Origin of the sequence: secondary endosymbiont of Heteropsylla cubana, assembly GCF_000287355.1 — a bacterium.
Classification (GTDB): domain Bacteria; phylum Pseudomonadota; class Gammaproteobacteria; order Enterobacterales; family Enterobacteriaceae.
Genome location: NC_018420.1, coordinates 402,031 through 425,576 on the forward strand (window position 1 = coordinate 402,031; position 23,546 = coordinate 425,576).

Sequence of the window (23,546 nt, forward strand, 5' to 3'; positions counted from 1 at the left end):
TTTTAGATATCAATTGTCAAGCAAATGTTGTATCCGTATTAGACCAGCTACTAGCCGATCAATATCATCATAGTTAGTGTACATGGCAATTGATGCGCGGCACATACTTTCTACTTTAAAACAAGCCATCAAGGGCATGGCACAATGATGGCCAGTTCGAATAGCAATACCATATTGATCGAGGAAACTACCAACATCATAAGCATGATTTTTTCCTAAATTGAATGCAATTATACCAACACGATCATTAGGTCCATATAAAATAAGATTTTTTACTCTTTTTAACGATGTTATCGTATAGTTCATTATTTTTTTTTCATAGGATTGAATGTTATGTAATCCTATATTTTCTATATAAGTAATTGCAGCGCCCAGTCCAACAATACCCGCAGTATGCGGAGATCCTGCTTCAAAGCGCCATGGCGCATCATTAAAGATAGTTCCTGAAATTAAATTAACGCTGCGAATCATTGACCCGCCTCCTTCCCAGGGTGGCATGATATCAAGTAGTGATTTTTTAGCATAAAGTACACCTATTCCTGTTGGTCCATAAATTTTATGTCCTGAAAAAACATAAAAATCGCAGTCTAGCGCTTGTACATCTACTTTTTGATGCATTATGGCTTGTGCACCATCGACAAGTATTGCTGCGTTACAGGTTTTTCGTACTTTGGCTACAATTCTTTGGATTGGATTAAGAGTTCCAAGTAGATTGGAAATATGTGTAATTGAAAACAGGCGTGTGCGATCATCAATTAATGTTGTTAGTTTAGCTACGTCTAGTGTTCCATCAGGCAATGGAGGTATATATCGCAACGAAAGTTTTTTTTCCCGCGCCAACATTTGCCATGGGACGATATTAGCATGATGCTCCATTGCAGTAATAAGAATATTATCTCCAGCCTGGAGTTGAGTTCTTCCCCAGCTATTTGCTACTAAATTAATACCTTCAGTAGCTCCTTTGACAAAAATAATCTCATTAGCTGATTGAGCATGGATAAAATTTGCTACTTGTTGACGAATTTTTTCCATGTTGTTAGTAGCTTCATTGCTTAAGGTATAGATACCTCGATGCACTGCAGAATATTCCTGTCGATAAAAGTCTCTTTCACGATCTATTACTGCGTTTAATTTTTGTGCACTGGCTGCACTATCCAAATAAGTTAATGGCTTACCGTTTATCCTTCTAGATAAAATAGGGAAATCAGATCGGATACGTTCAATAGGGTAAGTCATATTCCTATCTCCATAAAAGTATTGGCGATATGTTCTAATACTATATCACGTATTTCTTTATATTTGATTGCTTCGGTAATTTCAGTTACAAAAGCATAAATTATTATTTTTTTAGCTTCTTTATAAGGGATGCCGCGCGCACGCAAGTAAAAAATCTGCTCTGTTTCGATACGTGATAGAGTGGCTGCATGAGTACATTGTACGTCATCAGCATAAATTTCCAACTGAGGTTTAGTGTATATTTCAGCCATAGGATCGAGAATAAGGTTGTGATTAGCCATTTTACTATTTATTTTTAAGGCATGTTGAGCAACTTTAATTAGACCACTAAATATCCCTTTACCATAATCACTGGCGATTATTTTATGGAGCTGACGACTTACTGAATAACCTGTATTGTGTTCAAGATAAGTGCGAATGTTGCTTATATCATTTTTAGATGGTAACAGAAGGCTATTTATTGTTAGGTGGGATCTTTTTCCTGTTGTTCGTGCGCTAGTTTGATGTTGGCTTAATCTGGCACCGAACATAAATATGTTACTGTGCACTGTTGTGTTGTGATCTAGAGCAATGTCGTTATGGCTAAAGTGATAGCTATTGCGGTTTTCGAAAGCCAGTTTAATGTGGTTGAAATTTACATGATGACCAATCGAACAAGTAGCGCGGGCGCCGCTAAAGTGTCCTTGAGTGTTGATGCTCGTAAAATGTTCGATAATTTGGCCTTGTGCGTAAGATTCTATATCAACGTGATAGCGATAATATATCGTGTTTATAGTGTTTTCTTTATCACTACCCTGGCTTATAAAAAGAAGATAAAGTGGGCGTTTTGCTATTTTCCCTGTAGGTAATCGGATATGGGTTGTTTCTGTACTCAAGCTTTCAGTTAAATGCAAAAAAAACTCTGATTGAATAGGATCAGGTAATACTTGTCGGTTAGGTCCTTTATTTACATTTATTTGCCATAATCCAGTGTAGTTATCGCTGAGCCTTGATGAAAATGAACCATTTATAAATACCAATCGGTAAGCATGGAGTTTTAAACTGAGTTCATCACGCATCTTTTCGGATACCATGCAAGTACTAGGAATAGTAAAGGTATGAGCTAATAATTGTTCAAGTGGGGTGTATTTCCAATGTTCTTCTTTTTTATTTGGCAATCCAAGATCTTCTGCTTTCTTCCAATGGCAGTGGGACTCAGCGGAATGCTGAGCACTTTGGTTAATAAACAGTTGATACCACTGAATTAGTGCTCGGTCATTATTGCTATTTTTTAAGCCAACCATAGCCTTGCTCCTCAAGCTGTTTCACGAGGGAAAAATGACCGGATTTAATAATGCAACCCTGATATAGGACATGAACGTGATCGGGTTGTAGGTAGTCCAGAATGCGTTGATAGTGTGTGATGATAATAAAAGAACGTTTTCCATTGTTCAGGGTGTTAATGCCATGAGAAACAATCTTTAAAGAATCAATATCAAGGCCAGAATCTGTTTCATCTAATATGCATAAATCAGGTTCTAGCGCTGCCATCTGTAAAATATCATTGCGTTTCTTTTCTCCTCCGGAGAACCCTACATTTACTGAGCGCATTAGCAAATTATCTGGCATTTGTAATAAATTAATTTTGGTATCGATAAAATCGGAAAAATCATAGCGATCTAATGGTGTTTGTTTTCGATATTTTCTTACTGAATTAACTGCTGTTTGAAGAAATAACTGATTGCTGACTCCAGGAATTTCTACCGGATATTGAAATGCGACAAATATCCCCTCACCAGCGCGTTCTTCTGGTTTTAACATTAGGAGATCTTGCCCTTTAAAAATAATCTGTCCGGAAAGTACATTATAATCCTCTCGACCTGCAAGAGTTGAGGATAGAGTACTTTTCCCAGAACCGTTTGGTCCCATAATAGCATGTATCTCGCCAGGTTTTACTTCCAGATTTAGTCCATTAAGAATATTTTTTTCATCTACTGTGACATTTAAATCTTTAATTGATAACATGTTTTTATTTCCCTTGACTCAATTCGTTGAGTCATCCGGATAGAGAACCAGTAACGCACAGGCTTAACCAACACTGTGTTCTAGGTTAACAGTGAGTAATTTTTGAGCTTCTACAGCGAATTCCAGAGGTAGTTTAGAGAAGATATCTTTACAAAAGCCGTTGATTATCATTGATATTGCATTTTCTTCGCTAATTCCGCGTTGACGGCAATATAATAGTTGTTCTTCTCCTATACGTGATGTCGTTGCTTCATGTTCTAATTGTGCTGTATTGTTATGTACTTCCAGGCAAGGAAATGTGTGTGCACCACATTTGTCACCTATAAGCATAGAATCACATTGAGTAAAGTTACGTGCGTTTATTGCAGTTGGCATCATTTTCACTAGCCCGCGATAAGTATTTTCACTTTGGCCTGCTGATATCCCTTTAGAGATAATAGTGGATCGGGTATTTTTACCGACATGAATCATCTTCGTTCCTGTGTCTGCTTGTTGGTATTCATTTGTTAATGCAACTGAAAAAAATTGTCCTACAGAATTATCTCCAATCAGCATTACACTCGGATATTTCCAGGTGATAGCTGAACCAGTTTCAGATTGAATCCAAGACATTTTAGCATTTTCATCTGCACAAACTGCGCGTTTAGTAACAAAATTGAGAATGCCGCCCTGCTGGGTTTTGCTACCAGAAAACCAGTTTTGCACTGTTGAATATTTTACTTCTGCGTTTTTTAGAACGATCACTTCTACTACTGCTGCATGTAGCTGATAGCTATTACGAATTGGTGCTGAGCAGCCCTCAATGTAACTAACATAACTACCTTCATCAGCAATTAAGATGGTTCTTTCAAACTGACCAGTTTGAGCGGAGTTAATGCGAAAATATGTTGATAACTCCATCGGGCAATGTACACCTTTTGGCACATAAACAAATGTTCCGTCAGAAGCAACTGCTGAGTTCAGTGCAGCAAAGAAATTATCGTTTCCTGGAACTACACTACCTAAATATTGTTGTACCATTTTAGGATGTTCATGAATAGCCTCTCCAAAAGAGCAAAAAATGATACCTTCTTTTGAAAGTTTATTGCGATAAGTAGTAGAAACTGATACCGAGTCAAAAATAGCATCCACTGCAACTTCGCTACCCTCTCGCACTGGAACGCCGAGTTGTTTAAAAGTTTCTTCTACTTCTTTGGTAAGGTAGTTTTTTTTTTCTTTTTTTTGTTCTTGATTTTTCATATCAGAGTTTGAACTAGAGGTATCATTGCAGGTAATGCAAGATGGAGCCGAATAATAACTATAATCGTTATAGTTTAGTGTTTTATATTCGCCTTTTAACCAATGTGGTTCTTCCATTCTTAGCCAGGAATGATAGGCGTTGAGACGAAAATCTAACATCCATTTTGGCTCATTACGTTTCGCTGATATAGCACGTACAACGTCCTCATTAATTCCTTGCGCTAGTTCTTCAGTTGCTAATTTAGTAAAGAAACCTTCTTTGTAATGTTCTTTTTTAAACCAGGAGTTCGTGGCATTAATTGACTTGGTGGTATTAATATTGCTTTCTGCCATGATGCTTCATTCCTCAAAGACCAAAGCTTTCTCCACATCCACAGGAATGTCGAGCTTTGGGGTTGTGAAATTTAAATAGGTGATTTAATCCTTCTTGTTGGTAGTCTATTTCAGTTCCATCAAGGAAAGGCATTGCTTGTGAGGGTACGTACAGCTTAGCGCCATTTTTTTCATAGACGTAGTCGTTATGGTTGATATTTGTAGCTTTTTCTAATAGATAATTAAATCCGGCACATCCTGATTGTTTAATACTAAGCCTTAATCCAAGCATTGTAGAATCGTTTTTTATTAGCTGAAGAATATGATTTGCTGCAGCATCTGTTATCGTTAAACCATGCCAAAAGGTTTCATTTAAAGCGAAAATGTCAACCTTATTTTCTACTTGCACTAGGCTTCCCTCCTGACATTATAATCCTACTATTTAATGGGCTTTAATTTTTTTGTGTTAAAGGGTTTTATTTTATCTTCAACTGTTACTTGTATTGAAAGATAGATTTTTTTTAAAAATGAATTAGTGACTGTTTATTGTAACCACTCTCAGATAGATCTCGATATTTTTTAAGAAAGTTTATGCATAATATATAAAATGAAAATTTTATATTAAGCGTATTTTTAAACTTTTATGTTTATAGTGTTTAGTTAATTTTAATAAATATTCTTCTTTAATAAGATCTTAAGATAGTTATTGTTAATATTTATATTAAAAGCAATTGTTATCGTATTAAGTTGGTAAGTTTGAAGTTATTTTAAATACTTTCTCTAAATAATTAAAATTTGGTTATTTTTTTCATATATCTTCTAGATTGTGCGTTAAAACGTCAGTTGATAAATGTAGTTTTAATTTAAAGAATGCCACCTGTCATGGGTTCGTAGAAGTAGCTATAGCTTTAAATCTGAGAAAATCTTACGAAAAGGTTATAGAAATAAATTACACTGTTTGAATGTTTGGTTAAAAATTAAAATTTAATGTAAGATATTTATAAATTTTCAACAAAATTGGTGTTGTGTTTTCTTTCGAGTGATAATTTAACTACTAAATTTTCTTTTTCTTTGTTTTTTTTGTTACGATGAGCTAGAAACAATGACTATAATGGTTTTACAATATAAGCGACTTGTATAAGTTGTTTTTTTTAAGGAATGCAATAAAAATACTTGTTTTTATCATTGCGAATAAAAATTTATGATCTTATCATAGTAAGATTTCTTCTTAAGAGCAAGAAACACTTAATAGTTAGTTATAAATCATCATCAAATAAATGTCGCTTTGTAATTCAAAGATTTACATGTTTATAAAATGTTTTTTTCGAAAACATCACATCAGTTCACGTCAACCTATTATTATTTGTGAGTGTAAGATAATAAGTGAAATACTCAACAAAATTATCTACATTTGTTGGATCTATCAAATTTAATAACAAATAAGTAAAGTATGTTATATCAATATTTTTTAATATACAAAATATATCATTGAAACTTTCAAATAAGTAATTTAATTTGCGAGCTGAAGTTTTAATCTTCAGTTTAAAGAGATCCTTAAAATATATAAAAAACTATTTAATATATTGTTAACAAATTAATTATGCTGACATTTAAATTTCATGCTTTAATTTTATTTAAAAAAATATTTTTTCAATAGATTTTATTATTTATCGCTTCAATTATTTAGTATTCATTGATAGGAAATAAGATCTAGGTAATGGTTTGTTACCATATTGAAAGTATTTTTTTAGGTAATAGCAATCTAAATTTTATTTTATACAATAATTATTTAAATTGATGTTTAATATTTTATTAAAAGTATTAAAATTAATGTACTAGTTTAAAATTTTTTTAAATTTTACATTGTTAGTTATCCTTCATTTAGTTATTCATTAGATGATACTATTTAATTTTTCTAACTTATATTTTTTCTAATCATATTGTGAATAAGTTAATTTTAAAAAAATTTATTTTTACCTTCAATTAATTTTTTTTATTTAGTTAATCATTTGATATTTTTTTAAATTATCATTTTTATTTCATTAAAATAACTTAGTACTTATTTCTAGATCAGTATTTTTATTTTGATTTAATGTATTGGCTTTTTTTTGTCAAGAAGTTGTATATTTTTTTTAGATTTTAGCTATTTTTAATTAATTTATTTCAACTTATTCTAATTACAAGAGTACGGTCTTGATTAAAACAGTATTGCTGATAAATATCCATCTAAGTGGGGTATTATGCAATTTTAGATGATAGAAATATTATATTTCTACGGTAGAAGTACAGTAATTGATATTAAGTTTATCAACTGGATTATTAAAATATCATACATTTTATATGTTGTATTACCAGAATAATCTTAATTACTTTAAATGTTGCTGATAGGACCTTAAAATTAAAATAAGCAGTTATGCTTATAACATATATTTTTTATAAAGTTTTTTAATTAAGATCGGCATCATCGATAAAGACAAAATCTTTCCCTTACTTTTCTTAATTGCATTAACTGATATTATCTTTCTAAGATGCGAAGAATAATTTTTATCGTTACTATATTGTAATCAACTAAGTTGTAAATATACATTTGAGTGTTTTATCTACCATACGTTCCGTCTACTTTTATAGAATATAGCTATATTATATAAAATCATTAAATTAAAATATTAAAGTGTCAATTTTTTCCTAAAATACAAGGTAAGTTCTTTATAGGTGTCATCAGCATGATAATTACTAGATATCTTGTTCGGGAGACATTCAAAAATCAGCTCGCTATCTTGCTGATTCTACTTTTTGTTTTTTTTTGTCAAAAATTAGTGCGAGTTCTTTCCGCTACAGTAAATGGCGAGATTCCTATAAAACTAGTATTATCTTTTCTGGCTTTAGGTATGCCCGCAATCGCACAAATCATTTTACCTCTAAGTTTATTTCTAGGTTTATTAATAACCTTAAGGCGGATGCATATTGAAGCGGAAATTATGATTATGTATGCTTGTGGTTTAGGAAAAATCTTATTAATCCGTGCGACACTTATTCTTAGCTTAATAACTATGTTTTTTGCATCGATAAATGTTATATGGTTATTACCTTGGTCATCACGCAATCACGATCTTATGATGGCGGAAAGCGCAGCTAATCCTAGAATGGTGATGATGTTAGATAAACAATTTAAATCTATAGCAAATGGAAAAGTCATACTTTTTGTTCAAAAGGTAAAAAATTATGAATTACAACACATATTTTTAGCTCAGATCAAACCTTACGGAAAGGTTCGTCCTTTTTTTTTAATAGCAGATCGTGGTTATCTTACTCAGAAGTCTGATGGTTCTCAATTAATAACTTTAAAGCAGGGTGTTCGTTATGAAGGTAGTGCTCTGTCGGGAGATTTCTGTATTAACACTTTTTTTCAATATCAATCAGTTATTGATTGTAAGTCGATAAAGATAGGTAGAGTTGACGCTGAACATATGTCATTGTGTCAGCTATGGCATTCAACAGGACTCAATGTTTCTTCTGAATTCCATTGGCGATTAACTCTAGTAGTCTCGGTATTAATTTTGGCCATGATGGCGGTATCATTTTCAATAATTAATCCACGGGAAAAACAAATTTTAAGCGTCGTTCCTGCAATGTTATTATATCTTGTTTTTTTTCTTTTACAGACCTTGTTTCGTGCAAAAGGAGCGAAAGGTAAGCTTGATCCTATGATGTGGATGTGGATCATCAACACAATTTACTTATTATTAGGAGTAGCATTTAATTTATGGGATAGCTTATTCATTCGAAAATTTCGACAACGTTTTTAAATACAAGAAATTAAATGAATGTTTAGTATATTAGAACGTTATATTGGAAAAATGATATTTAATTTTATCATTATGACTCTTTTTGTTCTGCTTTCTCTATCAAGTATTATTAAGTTTGTTGAACAGTTGCGAAAAATAGGGCAAGGAAGTTATTCAGTGGTAGGTGCACTGTTTTTTACAGGATTTAGTGTTGTTCAGGATATTGAACTTTTTTTTCCACTTGCGGCTCTTTTGGGTTCTCTGTTAGGCCTAGGGTCTTTAGTCATATGCAATGAATTGCTTGTTATACAGGCGTTTGGTTTTAGTCGAACACAAATAATTTATGCTGTTATGAAAACGGCTATCCCATTAGTTTTATTAGCTATGGCTATAGCTGAATGGGTGGCGCCAGAAACCCAGAAGCTTGGTTATGATTATCGTACTCAGATGATATCTGAAGGTTCCGTCTTTGCACATTTAAAGAGTGTATGGGTGAAAGATGGTGATGATTTTATTTGTATTGAACGTATAGTAAAAAGCGACGAATTGGTTGGTGTGCATATTTATCATTTTGATAAGACAAGGCGGATTCAATTATTACAACATGCTGATCACGCGAAGTTCAGTCAAGGAAGTTGGAAGTTACGTAAAGTAAATGAAGCCGATTTAACAAACGATAAGGAAATCACTAGGAGGAAGATGTTAAATTTTGAATGGAAAACTAGTCTTACACCTAAAAAACTACAAGTTGCTTGTATAACCCCTAATTCATTATCTATTTCAGGTCTTTTCAGTTATATAAACCATCTTAAGCAAACTGGACAAGAAAGTAAGCATTATCAGCTTATTATGTGGAAAAAAATTTTTCTCCCGCTTTCTTTGATGGTGATGATGCTCATGGCGTTATCTTTTGTTTTTGGACTGCAGCGCACTGCGTCCATTAGAGTTAAAATAGTACTTGGAATAAGTTGTGGTTTTTTATTTTATATTTTAGAGCGTATTTTTGGTTTTCTTAGTCTTGTTTGTGAGATATCACCGATATATGGAGCATTATTGCCAATCATAGGATTTCTTTTGATTAGTGTTTGTATTTTATTGCGACATAATAAATAATTTAATATATTAGCAATATGACTTTAATGATTTTGAAATAATTAATAACATTATATTGTTTTAATGTTAAAGTTGTATAAATTTTTTTTTGAGATATATTTTTGTTAAATGTTTTATTGTCAACATTTTTTTTGATTAAAAATCAAATGTGATCAAATGTTGGGGTAATTAGAATTTTTATTACTGAATTTCATTTCAGTAAAAATAAATAATGTTATCGTGTAAGAATTTTAAAGTAGATTTTACTTTTTTGTCATAATGGAGATCTGTTAACAGATAACTTTGTATTAGTTTGTTTGGCGTGTATTAAATGTTGGATTTTTCTATTATGTAGATTTATTATAATATATAAAAATTTTATTATCCTTAATAATTTGTAACGAAGTCGTTGGAAATAAAACAGTTAAAGTTGAGTAAATTACATTTATTTCCAAGTATAAAAATTTCTAACATGTAAATGTTGTGACAATAATTCTATAGCTATCTTTGATCATATAAGCAAATGAATAAATTTACGTATTTTAGAAATTTTCTATGTTTAACGTAGTACAATTATTAATTTATCTATTATAATTTAGTTTAAGTCACGCTTTATATCTAGAAATTAGATGTATCTAACCCAAAAACATTGTTTAAGATGCAAGGAAAGTTTTGTAACACGTGGAAATGATATTAATTTGCTTAAAAGTTTTATGTTTTTTATTGTATCATAAGAAGAGATAGAAAACTATTAGCGTTTATTATTCATGTTTATAGAATAATTGCGTTGACGAAATAAGACTAATAGGGTTTAATTATACTCCTTAGCCCGGATAGCTCAGTAGGTAGAGCAGGGGATTGAAGATCCCCGTGTCCTTGGTTCGATTCCGAGTCCGGGCATCATGAATTTTAGTGTAATTATTGTTTTTTTATAAAAGACTAGGGTTGTAGAGTTAAGTTTATTTTTTTTAGTTTATTAAAAATTTAAGTAATTAATATATTAAAAAGTAAAACAATTTCAGAGAATCATAGGCTGCAATTTAAAAGATGTTTATTTGCACTATACGATAGTATGGTGATTTCCACCAGCAATAAAATATTTTAAAAATCGCTGTTTTTTTAAAATCCTATTAAAGTTAAATGTTATTTTAATTTATACAAATAAAAAAATCTAATTTCAAATTAGATAGAATTTAAATATGTAACTATATTATGTATATAGTTATATGAGTTGATTATTTACTTTAATTTTAACTTAATAGTATAAGCATGAATTTATATTAAATAGTTCAAGTTTATAATGATTTTAGAAATATTATCATAAATATAGGAAATTATAATGTTTTTATGCATTAAAAACAACAAATTAATGTAAGTCACCTCTATTTTTGTTTTTACTCACTCAGTAAATTCTTCTTTATTAAGAAACTTTTAACTACTAATACTATTAAGTTTAGAAACTAAAAAATAGTTATATTTGTAAGCGCAAATTTCTATGCACTTCATTTGATTATTGATAAAAAATATTTTATTTTGACGAATTCCTTTAGTTGTGCGAATAAAAATTGTTTTTAATTACATTAAACATATTACATTTAAATGTTTTTAATTTTATTATGAACGCTAATTAATGTTATTGTGTTTTCATAATCTTTACATTATATATAAGTTAAAATATAGTATTAGAGAGTTTAAAACTAATTTTTAGTGCATTTGTACAATAATACAATAAAAAGCTTCTTCAATAGCGGCAACGTTTTAATGTGTAGAATGTTAAAGAGGCGAATGGATAATGTATAAGCACGATAACATCTAGATAACTAAAAAAAACGAAAAATATTCGATAAAATCATAGTGTTTTCTTTAAAAGTAAAACTATTATTTTTTATATCCATTTAGTTGAGCACATAACAATTAGTGTTTTTTTAAATAAATTATAAAATCTATCAGTATGTTTTAAAAAAAATAGTTATTTAGTTTATAAGAGATTTTCAGTAGTAATGAATATAGTATTTAAACAAATGAAATTATCTTTTGTTTAGACATGCAGCTATGATTTTAATATTAATAGGGTGCATACCATAAATAACTCAAATTAATATAATTCAGTAAAATTGTAAAAAATATTTAAAAGAAATTAACCATTTATTATAAAATAGAATATGCTTCTATACTTGCAATAAATCTTCATTTGAACGGTAGGATCTTTAGATTTTTTTTATGTCCATATTTTCTAAATAGTTTATTTCTTAAAAATAAAAACTCAATTATTTCTATAAATAAATTTTAATCAACTAGATTATTATTAGTTTACGCTGATTAAATGATATCGCTGAATGACAACGTAGAAGTTTTTAAATAAAAATATCATGAAACATTTTAATTATATACTATAGTTTCTAGTAATCTACTTAAATATTTATATAAGAAAAAATATATGTATTTAATTAAAAATCTATTATGTAGTTAAATTTGATGGTGAATTTTTCAGGTTGAACTTTAATTTTATAATTAAATATTAATTAATTAAGTTGAGAAAAGAAAATGTACCAACAAGAAGTGATTATTACGGTTCCTAATGGATTACATACTCGTCCTGCTGTCCAATTTGTCAAGGAAGCTAAATCTTTTAATTCCCAAATTACTGTAATATCAGATGGTAAAAGTGCTAGTGCTAAAAGTTTATTTAAACTACAGACTCTTGGTTTAACCCAAGGTACGCTCGTGACTATTACTGCTGAAGGGGAAGATGAAAAAAAAGCAGTAGAACATTTAGTTAAACTCATGGTAGAACTTGAATAATATACAAGCACATTTTTATTCATTAATGTATATCATTAGTAGTAGGGTAGGGTTATGATTTCAGGAATTTTGGTATCACCTGGCATCGCCTTTGGTAAAGCGCTGCTATTGAGGGAATATGATATTGTTATCAACCAAAAAAAGATTACTTCAGACCATATTGAAGATGAGATAAAACGTTTTTTTATTGGCCGCGAAAAAGCTACTATGCAATTAGAAGCAATAAAAACTAAAGCAGCTAAAACTTTTGGTTCAGAAAAACAAGGCATCTTTGAAGGTCATCTTATGTTATTAAAAGATGAAGAGCTTGAACAAGACATCATATCCCTGATCACGGAAGATTTTGTTAGTGCAGATAAAGCAGTTTATTCCGTTATCGAAACCCAGGCAAGCGCATTGGAAAAATTAGAAGATGAATATTTGAGAGAACGTGCTACAGATGTGCGCGACATTGGTAAGCGTTTATTACGTAATATTCTAGGTATACCTCTTATTGAACTTAGTGATATCGACGAGGAAAGTATATTAATAGCAGTAGATTTGACACCATCAGAAACCGCGCAGTTAAATTTGAATAAAGTTGTAGGTTTTATCACTGATATGGGAGGACGTACTTCTCATACATCAATTATGGCGCGCTCATTAGAATTACCAGCTATTGTAGGAACTGGATGTATTACTAAACATGTTGCGAATGGGGATTATTTGATTTTAGATGGCGTGAATAATGAGATTTACATTAATCCAAGTAAGATTGTTATTGAAAAATTAAAAATTTTACAAAATCAATTTTTTTCTAAAAAAAGCGCACTTGCAAAATTAAAAAGACTTCCTGCCCTAACTCTTGATGGGCATCAAGTCTCAGTTGGTGCCAATATTGGTACAGTTCGTGATGTATTAGGCGCGATACGAAACGGTGCAGAAGGAATAGGTTTATATCGTACAGAATTTTTGTTTATGGACCGAAATTCACTACCAAGTGAAGAAGAGCAGTTTCAAGCTTATAAAGCGGTAGCAGAAGCTATGCCGATGGGTTCTATTATTGTGCGTACAATGGATGTTGGTGGTGATAAAGATTTACCTTACATGAATTTTCCTAAAGAAGAAAATCCATTTTTAGGGTGGAGAGCTATTCGAATTGGATTAGATCGCAAGGAAATGTTGCATGTTCAGTTGCGTGCTATTTTACGAGCGTCAGCATTTGGTAAGCTATGTATTATGTATCCAATGATTATTTCAGTAGAAGAAGTTCTTACCTTAAAGCAAGAGTTATCTTTTTTACAAGATCAATTACGTTCAGAGGGTAAAAATTTTAATGAAGAAATTAAAGTGGGTGTTATGATAGAAACGCCAGCTGCAGCAATCATCGCGCCGCATTTGGCAAAAGAAGTCGATTTTTTTAGTATTGGAACAAATGATTTGACTCAGTATACTCTTGCGGTAGATCGTGGAAATGAGCAAATTGCTCATTTGTATAACCCTATGTCTCCAGCAGTACTTACATTAATAAAGCAAGTTATTGATGCCTCCCATGCTGTAGGTAAATGGACGGGGATATGTGGGGAGTTAGCTGGGGATGAAAGTGCTACACTATTATTGTTGGGTTTGGGTTTAGATGAGTTTAGTATGAGCGCTATTTCTATACCACAAATAAAAAAAATTATTCGGACTAATAAATTTAGCGATGCTAAGATATTAGCAGAAAAAGCATTAGCTCAACCAACAGCAAAAGAAGTTATGGATTTAGTTAATAACTTTATTAAAGAAAAAAGTTTTTCGTAATTTCATGATACTTTTGATATCAAGTTGATATAGAACCTTGAACGTGAAGTTTTAGTGCGTAGAAAATACATCACATGATAAAGTATTTTAATAGTTCTTATTTATTAAAAATATAAAGATTAAATATTTTCTGAGAAAACGTTGCTTAAAATATTAAGCAATAAATCGTTATTTTGCAGATCACAATATATTGTCTTGTTCTTGATAGATGAACAATCTGTTAAGAAGAATAAATATTACTAGTGAATTTGTAAAGAAATTCAATATAAAAAAAATGATTTTTTGTTATTTTATCAAAAGAATTTTCTTATTTAGATTTATTTTTGTATTTCATGTATCAATTCATCTAAAATCTGACATTTATCAAGTGTGATATACAGTATATAATAATGTTAATTCATTGATTTCGTATTTGATAAAAAAATAAATTAACCAGTTTGTATATAAAAAGTTTTAAAAAAAGGTTTTTAGGAAAAATTATCAATAAATTAGTTATTAACTAGATAGTTAATACTAGAGTTTAAATTTAGCATCAGCTATATTATTGCTGTATTTATGATATCATTGATAATTTTAGTTATTGCTTTATTTGTTTTATTTAATTAAGATAGTTAGATTAAAGTTCATTGAACTAAAATACTAATAAAAATGATTTATTTTTATGTAGATAAATTAATTGTTATAATATTTTCATGTTGTCATTATTGTTCGATATTATTTTTATTAAACATGTCATAATTTTTATTACTTTAATTCTTGTGTTCTGAAGTTTTTAACTTGAATATATTTTTGCTTAAAAAAGTTAAATGTAGATTTTTTATCTATATTTGGTCACCGTTATATTTTTTGCTATAATATGATTTTGCGTAATATTTGGTCGTTTCATATGTTGATTCAAATTCCAGTATATATATCATTAGACATAGAATTTTTTAGAATTCTAACATTTTAAGTTTTTATATTTATCGCATTTGTATTTATTGGTTAATAAAATATTTTTTAGAAAATAAGAAAATTAATAAATTAAAATTGAAAAATTCAATTTGAAAAAAAATGAGAACAGCTACTTTTTTATTAAAAAAAACATTTGTAAAACTTATAGTGTGTTTTTGAGTCAGTTTGCGTTATTATTTCAGATGTTTATTTTTATCTCTTTAAAAGAGGGTTTAGTTAAAAACTTAAAATTTTTTAATTAAACCAAACAATAAACATTTTGTAAAAAATATAATTAATTTGACTATCCATCAAATATAATATTATATATTTTTAATATCTGATCTTATATAGAAAATCATATTAGTTGTTTTTTTAAAAGTTGGTGTTATAAAAATATTGAAAATTACTGAAGAAAATAACAGTTGATAGAAATAAAATCTTATATATGAAAACCTTTTTAGACTAGATTGATTAGTTGGTTTTTATTAAAAGTGTTGAAATGCGTTTAACATGATATAGAGCTATAAATACTTCTTTAACTTCAGTTTGTATTTTTTTTTGAGTACTAAGAAAGTGTACTTTAAATCAAGATTTTTTTAAATACGAGTTAATCTATAATTAAAGTTTTATAGTACCTTGTATTTAAATTAAATAAAGATTTTATATAATAACTACATAAACAATATATTTAAATTAATCATTAGAAATATTTTATTTTAATGATATTTTATATTAGATTGATTATTGTCTAAATTTATTCAATTCTTCTATAGAGATCGGTAGTTAGTGCTATATAAAGAGACTTTCTGAATAAAAAGTTTCTATTTTTGATTATTAATTTCTATACAATAAGACTAAGCAATAACGCGATCTGATCATTTAATGAATCTTATTAATTCGCCTATTGAAAAACCTACCAGATTAGTTGTTAACCTTGATACTGTTTCTTTATGTTGTAAGGATTGCTAAGATATTTACTTATATAAAGTAGGATATGTTTAATAAAGTAGCATAATCTGATTTCTTAAAAAGAAAAATAACTAATGCTTGTATCAATATAGATAAAAGGAATCGCGGGGTTCCTTATATACAATCAGTTCTAATCTCTTCATTTATTATTTCAAAAATCATAAAATAATTATTTCGCATCTTTTTTTGATACTTTGTTTTTTTTATAAATAAAGGTTGTGAGATAATGGTAAAGCATTTTAGGCTCGATCGCCTATCTTGCCTTCTTTGTTTAAGTTATAATTGTAGATCATTCTTTTTAAGAAATGGTGTTTCCAATGATTCGCAGCATGATGGCTTATTCTTGTCGTGATATTCCATGTAGTTTTGGTACTACTTGTTGGGAATTACGTTCTATTAATCAACGATATCTTGAAATTTGTATACGCTTGCCGGAAGAATTTTGTAGTTTTGAACCAATTATCCGTGAACATATTCGTCTCTTTATTACGAGAGGAAGAATGGAGTGTAATTTGCGAGTTGATATAAATTCGGAAATAGACAAACCGTTTATTGTTAATAAAAAACTTGCTAAAAATTTATTAGATGTTGCGCATTGGTTAAAAAAACAAAGTAAGGAAGGAGATATAGACTTATTGTCTATTCTCCGTTGGCCTGGTGTTGTAGTAGCTAAAAAACAGAATTCTGACGAAATTAGCGCTGAGTTGATGTCTGGATTTGAAGCCATTTTTAAGGATTTTATTAGTAAACGTGAAACCGGGGGTCACGTATTTAATAAATTAATTGCAGAGTGCTTGTCAAGCATAAAATCTGAAATAACTAATGTTCGGTACTGTATTCCAACGGTATTAAAATGGCAACGTAAAAAAATATTAAATAAATTAGAAGAAGCAAGGGTATATTTAGATGTTAATCGTTTAGAACAAGAATTAGTAATTTGCGCGCAACGAATCGATGTCACAGAAGAGTTAGATCGATTAGAAACACATGTTAACGAAATCCATAACATTTTGATTAAAGAGGATACAGCAGGGCGTCGTCTAGATTTTATGATGCAAGAATTAAATCGTGAAGCGAATACTTTAGCATCGAAATCTATTAATATTAATGTAACGAAATCTGCAATTGAATTAAAAGTATTAATTGAAAAAATGCGCGAGTATGTTCAATTTATTGAGTAATGATAAAGTAAAAATAAAAAATAGAGTGTAAAAATATAACTTATGCTTTATCTATAAAACAATATTTTATTGTAATTACATTTTTATGTGATGAATAACAATATTCGTTAATAAAAAAAATCATATTTGTATATATATAAAATATTTATTGTTAAATTAATAATTATATTTTAACATTGATATTATGCGAATTAAAAGTGTCATTTTTTTAATTATTCTTAAGATATTTTTATATTTTTCTATTTATATAGAAACATTGTTGATTTATAAAAGAAAGTCTCATAAGTTTTATTTTTTTTAAATATTTGTTTTATCACCTAGATTGTATGGATGATGATTTTTATACGTTTGGTTTTAGTTGTCTAATAATAATTAATTTTCAATAGAACGAGATTGTTTAAAACGTTTAGTGTAACTATTTTTTTTAGCAAACAATATAAAAATGTTATATAGTTTTTGAGAGAACTAGTTATATTGTTTTAGCTTATATTGATAGTGAATAAAATATTTAAAAGAAAGTGTTGATTTCTTTCATAAAGATCGACAAATGAAAGATTGATAAGTTGTTAACTCTATTTTGTACATTTAGTAAAACAGATTTTATATTTTATATTTAGAATAAAAAGTATTGTTTTTAGGTTATAAAAATATCTTAGAGAAAAAATTTTTTATAAAGATATGCTAGAGTATTAACTAAAAAGATAGCGAATAAGAGTACGTTATTTTTATATAAAAATTGATTGTATTAATATAATATGTCTAATAATTTAGATATTAAACATATTGTTTCAAAACTGAATTAAATAGAAAATAAAAGATGTTTCAGTAAAAGACAAAGGCTATAGGAGATAGAAAATATAGGTAAAGATAATTTAAATGATTAACTAGCAACAGTAAGTTATTTTTTTATTGGCATGACTGAATTTAAGTTGTTTTAATATTAATTAATTAGAATTTTTGGAAATATATACGAAACATTAACTAATTCTGGTTGGGATATTTTATTATTTTTTTTTGATATGTAATAAGTTGATGATAATGATATTAATGTGATTAAGAGACAATTTGTAATATGTAATTAAATGTTTAGCTTCTCTATAACTACATTCTTTACATGTAGCATATGAAAAAAAAATAATGAAATTAAAAGAAATGTACTATTTTAGATAGTAGATAAACAAATCTATATTTCAGATTAAATACTTCATTAAAGTATGTTGAATCATATGTCCATTTTATATACAAGTAGTTAAGAAGCTATAGTTGTATAGAATTAATTAATAAAATAAGACTGTTAAATATGCATAAAATTTAAATTTTTAATAATAAAAAATTTTGTGCTAGTTATCAGTTTTTATATGTTAAAGCTTTTATTATCTAAAAATCCAACCTATATAAAAACTTCTCTTAAAATTATGCGCATAAATGTTTTTACGTATTGCATGAAAATTAAAAGAAGCATCTTACCGTTTCCCTGGTACGTAAATTTAATCTCATGTTCATTGAACAGGATATTTGTTTCTATGATAACGCTTTATTTCGTGATCAATTGCTTGTTGTTGTTTGGATATTGGTTATTGATTGCAGGGGTTACCTTGCGGGTGATGATGAAACGTCGTGCTGTTCCATCGGCCATGGCTTGGTTATTGGTTATTTATATTTTTCCTTTAGTGGGGGTTATTGCTTATTTATTGTTTGGTGAACGTAATTTAGGTAAGCGTCGTGCCGAACGCAGTAAAATGCTTTGGCATTTTACTGCTAAATGGATGAAAAACCTTCAAGATTATCCATATATTTTTAGCAATAAACATAGTAAATCCGCCCAATCTTTATTTCAATTGTGTGAACATCGACAGGGTATGAGTGGGATCAGGGGAGAGAAAATAGATTTACTTACTAGTAGCGACGATGCATTATTAGCATTAATTCATGATATTAAGCAAGCTAAAAAAAATATTGAGATAGTTTTTTATATTTGGAAAACGGGTGGCCTGGTAGACAAAGTAGCAGAGGCTTTGATAGAGGCAGCACGGAGAGGTGTTTTTTGTCGTTTAATGCTAGATTCTAGAGGTAGTGTGGATTTTTTTCGCAGTAATTATCCATCTCTTATGCGTGATGCTGGAGTACGCATTGTAGAAGCATTACATGTTAATCTACTACGGGTTTTTTTACGCCGTATGGATTTGCGTCAACATCGGAAAATGGTGCTAATTGATAATCATGTTGCTTATACTGGTAGTATGAATATGGTAGATCCGCGTTTTTTTAAAAAAAATGCTGGTGTTGGTCAATGGATAGATATCCTTGCACGGATGGAAGGAGCAGTTGTGATTGCGATGGGAATAATTTTTTCCTTTGATTGGGAAATAGAAACAGGAGAGCGTATTCGCCTTAAACCACCAAATGTACATGTTATCCCTTTTGAAGAAAATGCGGAATATGTCGTTCATGTAATACCTTCTGGTCCTGGCTTTCCAGAGGGGTTTATTCATCAAGTATTGCTCACCTCCATTTATTCGGCTCGGACTACGTTAGTAATGACAACACCTTATTTGGTTCCAAGTGACGACTTACTTCATGCTATTTGTACAGCAGCACAGCGTGGTGTAGAGGTGCATATTATTATTCCACGTCATAATGATTCTATGTTAGTTGGTTGGGCTAGCCGTGCATTTTTTTGTGAATTACTAGAAGCTGGTGTTTTTATTCATCAATTTTTAGGAGGATTTTTGCATACAAAAAGTATTCTGGTTGATGGCCAATTAAGTTTAATTGGGACGGTAAATTTAGATATGCGAAGTTTATGGTTAAATTTTGAAATTATGCTCGTGATTGATGACGAAAATTTTGGAAAAGATTTGGCTCGAATACAGGAGAAGTATATTTCTTGTTCGCGCCTTGTTTCGCTCCACTTATGGTCTATGCGTCCTTATTGGCAACGTATTATTGAGCGACTTTTTTATTTTTTTAGTCCCTTGCTTTAACTTTTTTCAATATGACGTGAAGATTCTATTAGATTGATTTTCTAGACTAGCAATCTATATTTTTAAGATTTTCTATAAAAATTTAGATTTTTATTTTTGTTTATAATAAAATAGTTTATTTGTTTGGTATTTTTTATAACTTTTATTTAAATACATCAATAGTTTTGTTTGTGTAGTTAAGTGTCAGAAGTAGTTTTATAGTTACTATCATAGTTTGTATACCTAGATACCGCGTAAAAACATTATAGTAAAAAAACTAATATTATTTATGCAATAACTGTTTAATTAACATTAATATTTAATCGATATATTTATAAAATTATTTTATTAGGAATAAATGTTCGTATAAAATGTTGCTTGTTTGCTTGATCTAAAAATTTTTTTAAAAATTTTTTTAAGAAAAATAATGATTTTGTCAATTTCATAAACCATAAATTCATGCTTCATTGTAATCAATCTAATTTAGATCTTTTTTTTAAAAGATTTTTCTAAGTTAAAAGATGTTTTTTATACATGAAATGTTTTTAAAAACTATTTTAGATGTTGTTATGTTTTATCAAAAAAAATATTTATATCAAAAATTATTATTAAATATTATTTCTCTGCCTTTTATAAATCGCAACGGAAAGTTCAACGTTTTATAAAAAAACAAAATTTACGATTTTGATGAAAATATTTTTATATAAATTTAGCTTGTTATTTTTTTTGTTGATTGAACAAAATTTAGTTTTTTAAAATCAACAAATAAAATTCTTTGTATTGTAAAGAAAATATTAAGAATGTGGTTTTTGTTAAGACAAAAATTTTACTGATATATGAAAACAAATTATTTGTTTAGCATACTTTAACACTTTTTTTATAAAATTAATTTATTAAGTTAATTTTACTAAAAATATCAACTAAATAGTTATTTTATAAGCATAGTAATTTACTATTTAAAGCTTGTGATTTTATTAAGTAATTGAAATTCATATGAAAGGTAATATTTTTTATGTAAAATATGCATGTTTATTAATTGTGCATATTTTATATATATTCTATATCGATAAATTTATTTTTGATACCAAGCTCTAGTTTGGAGATGATATCTCTATAAAAACAGTATCGTTTATATAAAATATTTTTTATTAGATTCAAAAACAATAATATTTTTATATATATTATTTAATATAAAATAAATTATATAATTTCTATAGTGTTTTACTGAATAAAATCGTTATAAAAACATAGAGAAGAATTCTATCTATAGAAATCCGTCTTTAGTAATAGTTAGTGAATTTATATTAATATATAATAATTTAAATAAATTTATCATCTTGTTTGAAGCTATATGAATTAAAATACGTGATAAAAATTTATTTTTAATATTATTTATTTAAATTGTTGCATTGATTATTAGCAATAAATTATCTTATCTCTTGATAAGAGAACAGACTATTTCTTAGTTAATAAATAGAATATTTACTTTATAAAGTATAAACTAGTATTTTATTAATTTGCTATGCAATGAAAAGTTATTTCAACTATAGTATTCAATAATAACATATATGGATAAAATAAACTTAAAAAATTAATAAAATTAATAACATAATTTTTATATAAATTAATTATTTTAATTAAACAAGTTTTTTTTATACACTATTTTTATCTAAACTAAATAAGTATACCTTGTTAAAAATATTTTTATAAAGTAATGTTAGTTAATCACTTTTGCCCTTCATTAGGATCAGCATAATCATTAACCACATCCCGTGGTTTACTATCGAAAAGTATATGAAAACGTTTAGGGTGACGATTATGTTTAATGTATTTGAATCATGCCTTTTTATGTTCATTAGAAGGGAAACGTTGTTTATTACGCACTTCTATAAAATGCTTCTTATATTCGGTAAGTGGATATTGTTTACTATTATCTAGATCACTATAAAAGCATGACCAAAACATTCCAATAGTTGAGTTTCTCAAATAGTAAAATGACCATGTCGTGAAAATCCGCGAGGATAATATTTATTATTAAAATAACGAGTTGTACTAGAGAAACTATCAACCATCTTAATGCATTCCTATTTTCTACATAAAGTAAAGCATCATACTATTACTGCGCGGAGTAATAGTGAGGTTTGACATTTTGTAAAAAAAATTTATTAAATATGATAATTTGTTTTTTTTGGAGATTGTAGTAGACATAGAATTATTAAAAACGTTTTTAGCAGTCGGCCGTGCTCGATATTTTTTAGGAGCAGCAGAGGCTATTTATTCAATACAATCGGTGGTAAGTTTTCTTATTCGCCATCTAGAACAAAAAAAATAAGGGCAATACTGTTTACACATCATAGAAACAATATTCGTTTAAAATCAGTTGAAAAAAAAGATTTCTTCTCTGTGTAGAAGATTTAATGATTACTTGGATGCATGTTGAGTTAGGAAGTAACTAACTCGTCATAACAAACGTCTTTATTTATCGGTTCTAGTACGTCTTTATCGGAAGCATAGCTCGATGAATGGTTGCATAGTCTTTATCAAAGATGCTTGGATTTACAAGTTGAAGCTCGTATCTCGTTATGTTAGGGATTGTTAAAAGGGTTGCATGAACATCAATTAGATTTAATTATTTCTACTGAATCATAAAAAATAGAAGAGTTAGCTAGTTACTATCTTTGTTGTTTATCGCTAATGCTTTTTATTAATACTAGCAGTGTATCATGTAGAGAGATATATCCTTATATTCAACTTAAATTGGGGTGATTTTTGTATTTATTAAAACAACTATAGCTAAAAAAGATATTGATTGTAATAACAATACTTGTTTAGTTGACATGTCAACTATTAGAGATGATGGAAGCTTGTTCTTTTCTTTCTACTTGCTAGGCTAAATTTTTCGTAGATTTATGAGTTAATAATATTGTTCCTTTAACAACGCGTTCTCTATACGCAGTGTAGCTACAAAATAACGATCAAAGAGATATAATAAAAAAATATTTAAAAACAGAGGTGTCATAATATTTTTAGGTTATATTAATTATAATTTAAAATTATGTTTTTTAAATGTATTTAAGTTTTATTGGTTGATAAATTTTATTTATTTTATAAAAAAAAATAAAAAAAATTTACAAAAAAAAGATCTAAGAATCGTGCTTCATACGTATAAAGAATATTTTTTTTGATTAAAATTAAATACTTTATAAGTTATAAAGAGTCTTTGTTTTTATTATAATTTTTTTCAG

Annotated in this window: 12 protein-coding genes, 1 tRNA gene and 1 pseudogene; 8 read left to right on the forward strand and 6 right to left on the reverse strand. The window is 28.4% G+C overall.

Annotated features, from left to right (window positions below):
• Positions 1-9: 9 nt before the first annotated feature.
• The 5 genes from sufS to sufA all read right to left on the reverse strand — a co-directional run bounded on the left by sufS (position 10) and on the right by sufA (position 5,200).
• Positions 10-1,236, reverse strand: coding sequence for a cysteine desulfurase SufS (sufS, locus tag A35E_RS01010; RefSeq protein ID WP_014888817.1), 1,227 nt, complete (start codon positions 1,234-1,236; stop codon positions 10-12).
• Positions 1,233-2,519 (reverse strand): Fe-S cluster assembly protein SufD, encoded by a 1,287-nt coding sequence (sufD, locus tag A35E_RS01015; protein ID WP_014888818.1) that lies wholly within the window; start codon positions 2,517-2,519, stop codon positions 1,233-1,235. The genes sufS and sufD overlap by 4 nt, the downstream gene beginning before the upstream one ends.
• Positions 2,500-3,240: a Fe-S cluster assembly ATPase SufC gene (gene sufC / locus A35E_RS01020; RefSeq protein ID WP_014888819.1), complete on the reverse strand. Its 741-nt coding sequence runs from the start codon at positions 3,238-3,240 to the stop codon at positions 2,500-2,502. The genes sufD and sufC overlap by 20 nt, the downstream gene beginning before the upstream one ends.
• Positions 3,241-3,303: 63 nt before the next feature.
• A complete protein-coding gene (gene sufB / locus A35E_RS01025; RefSeq protein WP_014888820.1) occupies positions 3,304-4,812 on the reverse strand; it encodes a Fe-S cluster assembly protein SufB in 1,509 nt (502 codons plus the stop codon).
• A 13-nt stretch (positions 4,813-4,825) separates the two neighbouring features.
• Positions 4,826-5,200 (reverse strand): Fe-S cluster assembly scaffold SufA, encoded by a 375-nt coding sequence (gene sufA, locus A35E_RS01030; protein ID WP_014888821.1) that lies wholly within the window; start codon positions 5,198-5,200, stop codon positions 4,826-4,828.
• A gap of 2,314 nt (positions 5,201-7,514) precedes the next feature.
• On the opposite strand from sufA, the gene lptF reads away from it, so the two are divergent.
• The 7 genes from lptF (at position 7,515) to cls (ending at position 20,322) form a co-directional block, all read left to right on the forward strand.
• A complete protein-coding gene (gene lptF, locus A35E_RS01035; RefSeq protein ID WP_014888822.1) occupies positions 7,515-8,597 on the forward strand; it encodes an LPS export ABC transporter permease LptF in 1,083 nt (360 codons plus the stop codon).
• Positions 8,598-8,615: 18 nt separating this feature from the next.
• The gene (lptG, locus tag A35E_RS01040) at positions 8,616-9,689 is read left to right on the forward strand and encodes an LPS export ABC transporter permease LptG (RefSeq protein ID WP_014888823.1); all 1,074 of its coding nucleotides are present in this window, start codon (positions 8,616-8,618) and stop codon (positions 9,687-9,689) included.
• Positions 9,690-10,495: 806 nt separating this feature from the next.
• A tRNA-Phe gene (locus tag A35E_RS01045) sits at positions 10,496-10,568 on the forward strand.
• Positions 10,569-12,212: 1,644 nt separating this feature from the next.
• Positions 12,213-12,470, forward strand: a complete 258-nt coding sequence (gene ptsH, locus A35E_RS01050; protein WP_014888824.1) for a phosphocarrier protein Hpr — start codon at positions 12,213-12,215, stop codon at positions 12,468-12,470.
• 54 nt (positions 12,471-12,524) lie between these two features.
• Positions 12,525-14,252 (forward strand): phosphoenolpyruvate-protein phosphotransferase PtsI, encoded by a 1,728-nt coding sequence (ptsI, locus tag A35E_RS01055; protein ID WP_014888825.1) that lies wholly within the window; start codon positions 12,525-12,527, stop codon positions 14,250-14,252.
• A gap of 2,222 nt (positions 14,253-16,474) precedes the next feature.
• Complete coding sequence (locus tag A35E_RS01060; protein WP_044105097.1) at positions 16,475-17,338, forward strand: YicC/YloC family endoribonuclease; 864 nt, start codon at positions 16,475-16,477, stop codon at positions 17,336-17,338.
• A gap of 1,523 nt (positions 17,339-18,861) precedes the next feature.
• Entirely contained in the window at positions 18,862-20,322 is a 1,461-nt protein-coding gene (gene cls / locus A35E_RS01065; protein ID WP_014888827.1) for a cardiolipin synthase, read from the forward strand.
• A 1,704-nt stretch (positions 20,323-22,026) separates the two neighbouring features.
• Here the strand turns inward: cls and A35E_RS03045 are convergent.
• Positions 22,027-22,373 (reverse strand): annotated as a pseudogene (locus A35E_RS03045) (DUF413 domain-containing protein).
• A gap of 116 nt (positions 22,374-22,489) precedes the next feature.
• Between A35E_RS03045 and A35E_RS03200 the strand changes: the two are divergent.
• Positions 22,490-22,633: a hypothetical protein gene (locus A35E_RS03200; RefSeq protein WP_160142533.1), complete on the forward strand. Its 144-nt coding sequence runs from the start codon at positions 22,490-22,492 to the stop codon at positions 22,631-22,633.
• The last annotated feature ends 913 nt before the right edge of the window (positions 22,634-23,546 follow it).

Coding starts and splice junctions, on each gene's coding strand:
- sufS (WP_014888817.1), bottom strand. CDS start 1,236: ATGACTTACCCTATTGAACGTATCCGATCTGATTTCCCTATTTTATCT.
- sufB (WP_014888820.1), bottom strand. CDS start 4,812: ATGGCAGAAAGCAATATTAATACCACCAAGTCAATTAATGCCACGAAC.
- sufC (WP_014888819.1), bottom strand. CDS start 3,240: ATGTTATCAATTAAAGATTTAAATGTCACAGTAGATGAAAAAAATATT.
- lptF (WP_014888822.1), top strand. CDS start 7,515: ATGATAATTACTAGATATCTTGTTCGGGAGACATTCAAAAATCAGCTC.
- sufD (WP_014888818.1), bottom strand. CDS start 2,519: ATGGTTGGCTTAAAAAATAGCAATAATGACCGAGCACTAATTCAGTGG.
- ptsH (WP_014888824.1), top strand. CDS start 12,213: ATGTACCAACAAGAAGTGATTATTACGGTTCCTAATGGATTACATACT.
- A35E_RS01060 (WP_044105097.1), top strand. CDS start 16,475: ATGATTCGCAGCATGATGGCTTATTCTTGTCGTGATATTCCATGTAGT.
- ptsI (WP_014888825.1), top strand. CDS start 12,525: ATGATTTCAGGAATTTTGGTATCACCTGGCATCGCCTTTGGTAAAGCG.
- cls (WP_014888827.1), top strand. CDS start 18,862: ATGATAACGCTTTATTTCGTGATCAATTGCTTGTTGTTGTTTGGATAT.
- lptG (WP_014888823.1), top strand. CDS start 8,616: ATGTTTAGTATATTAGAACGTTATATTGGAAAAATGATATTTAATTTT.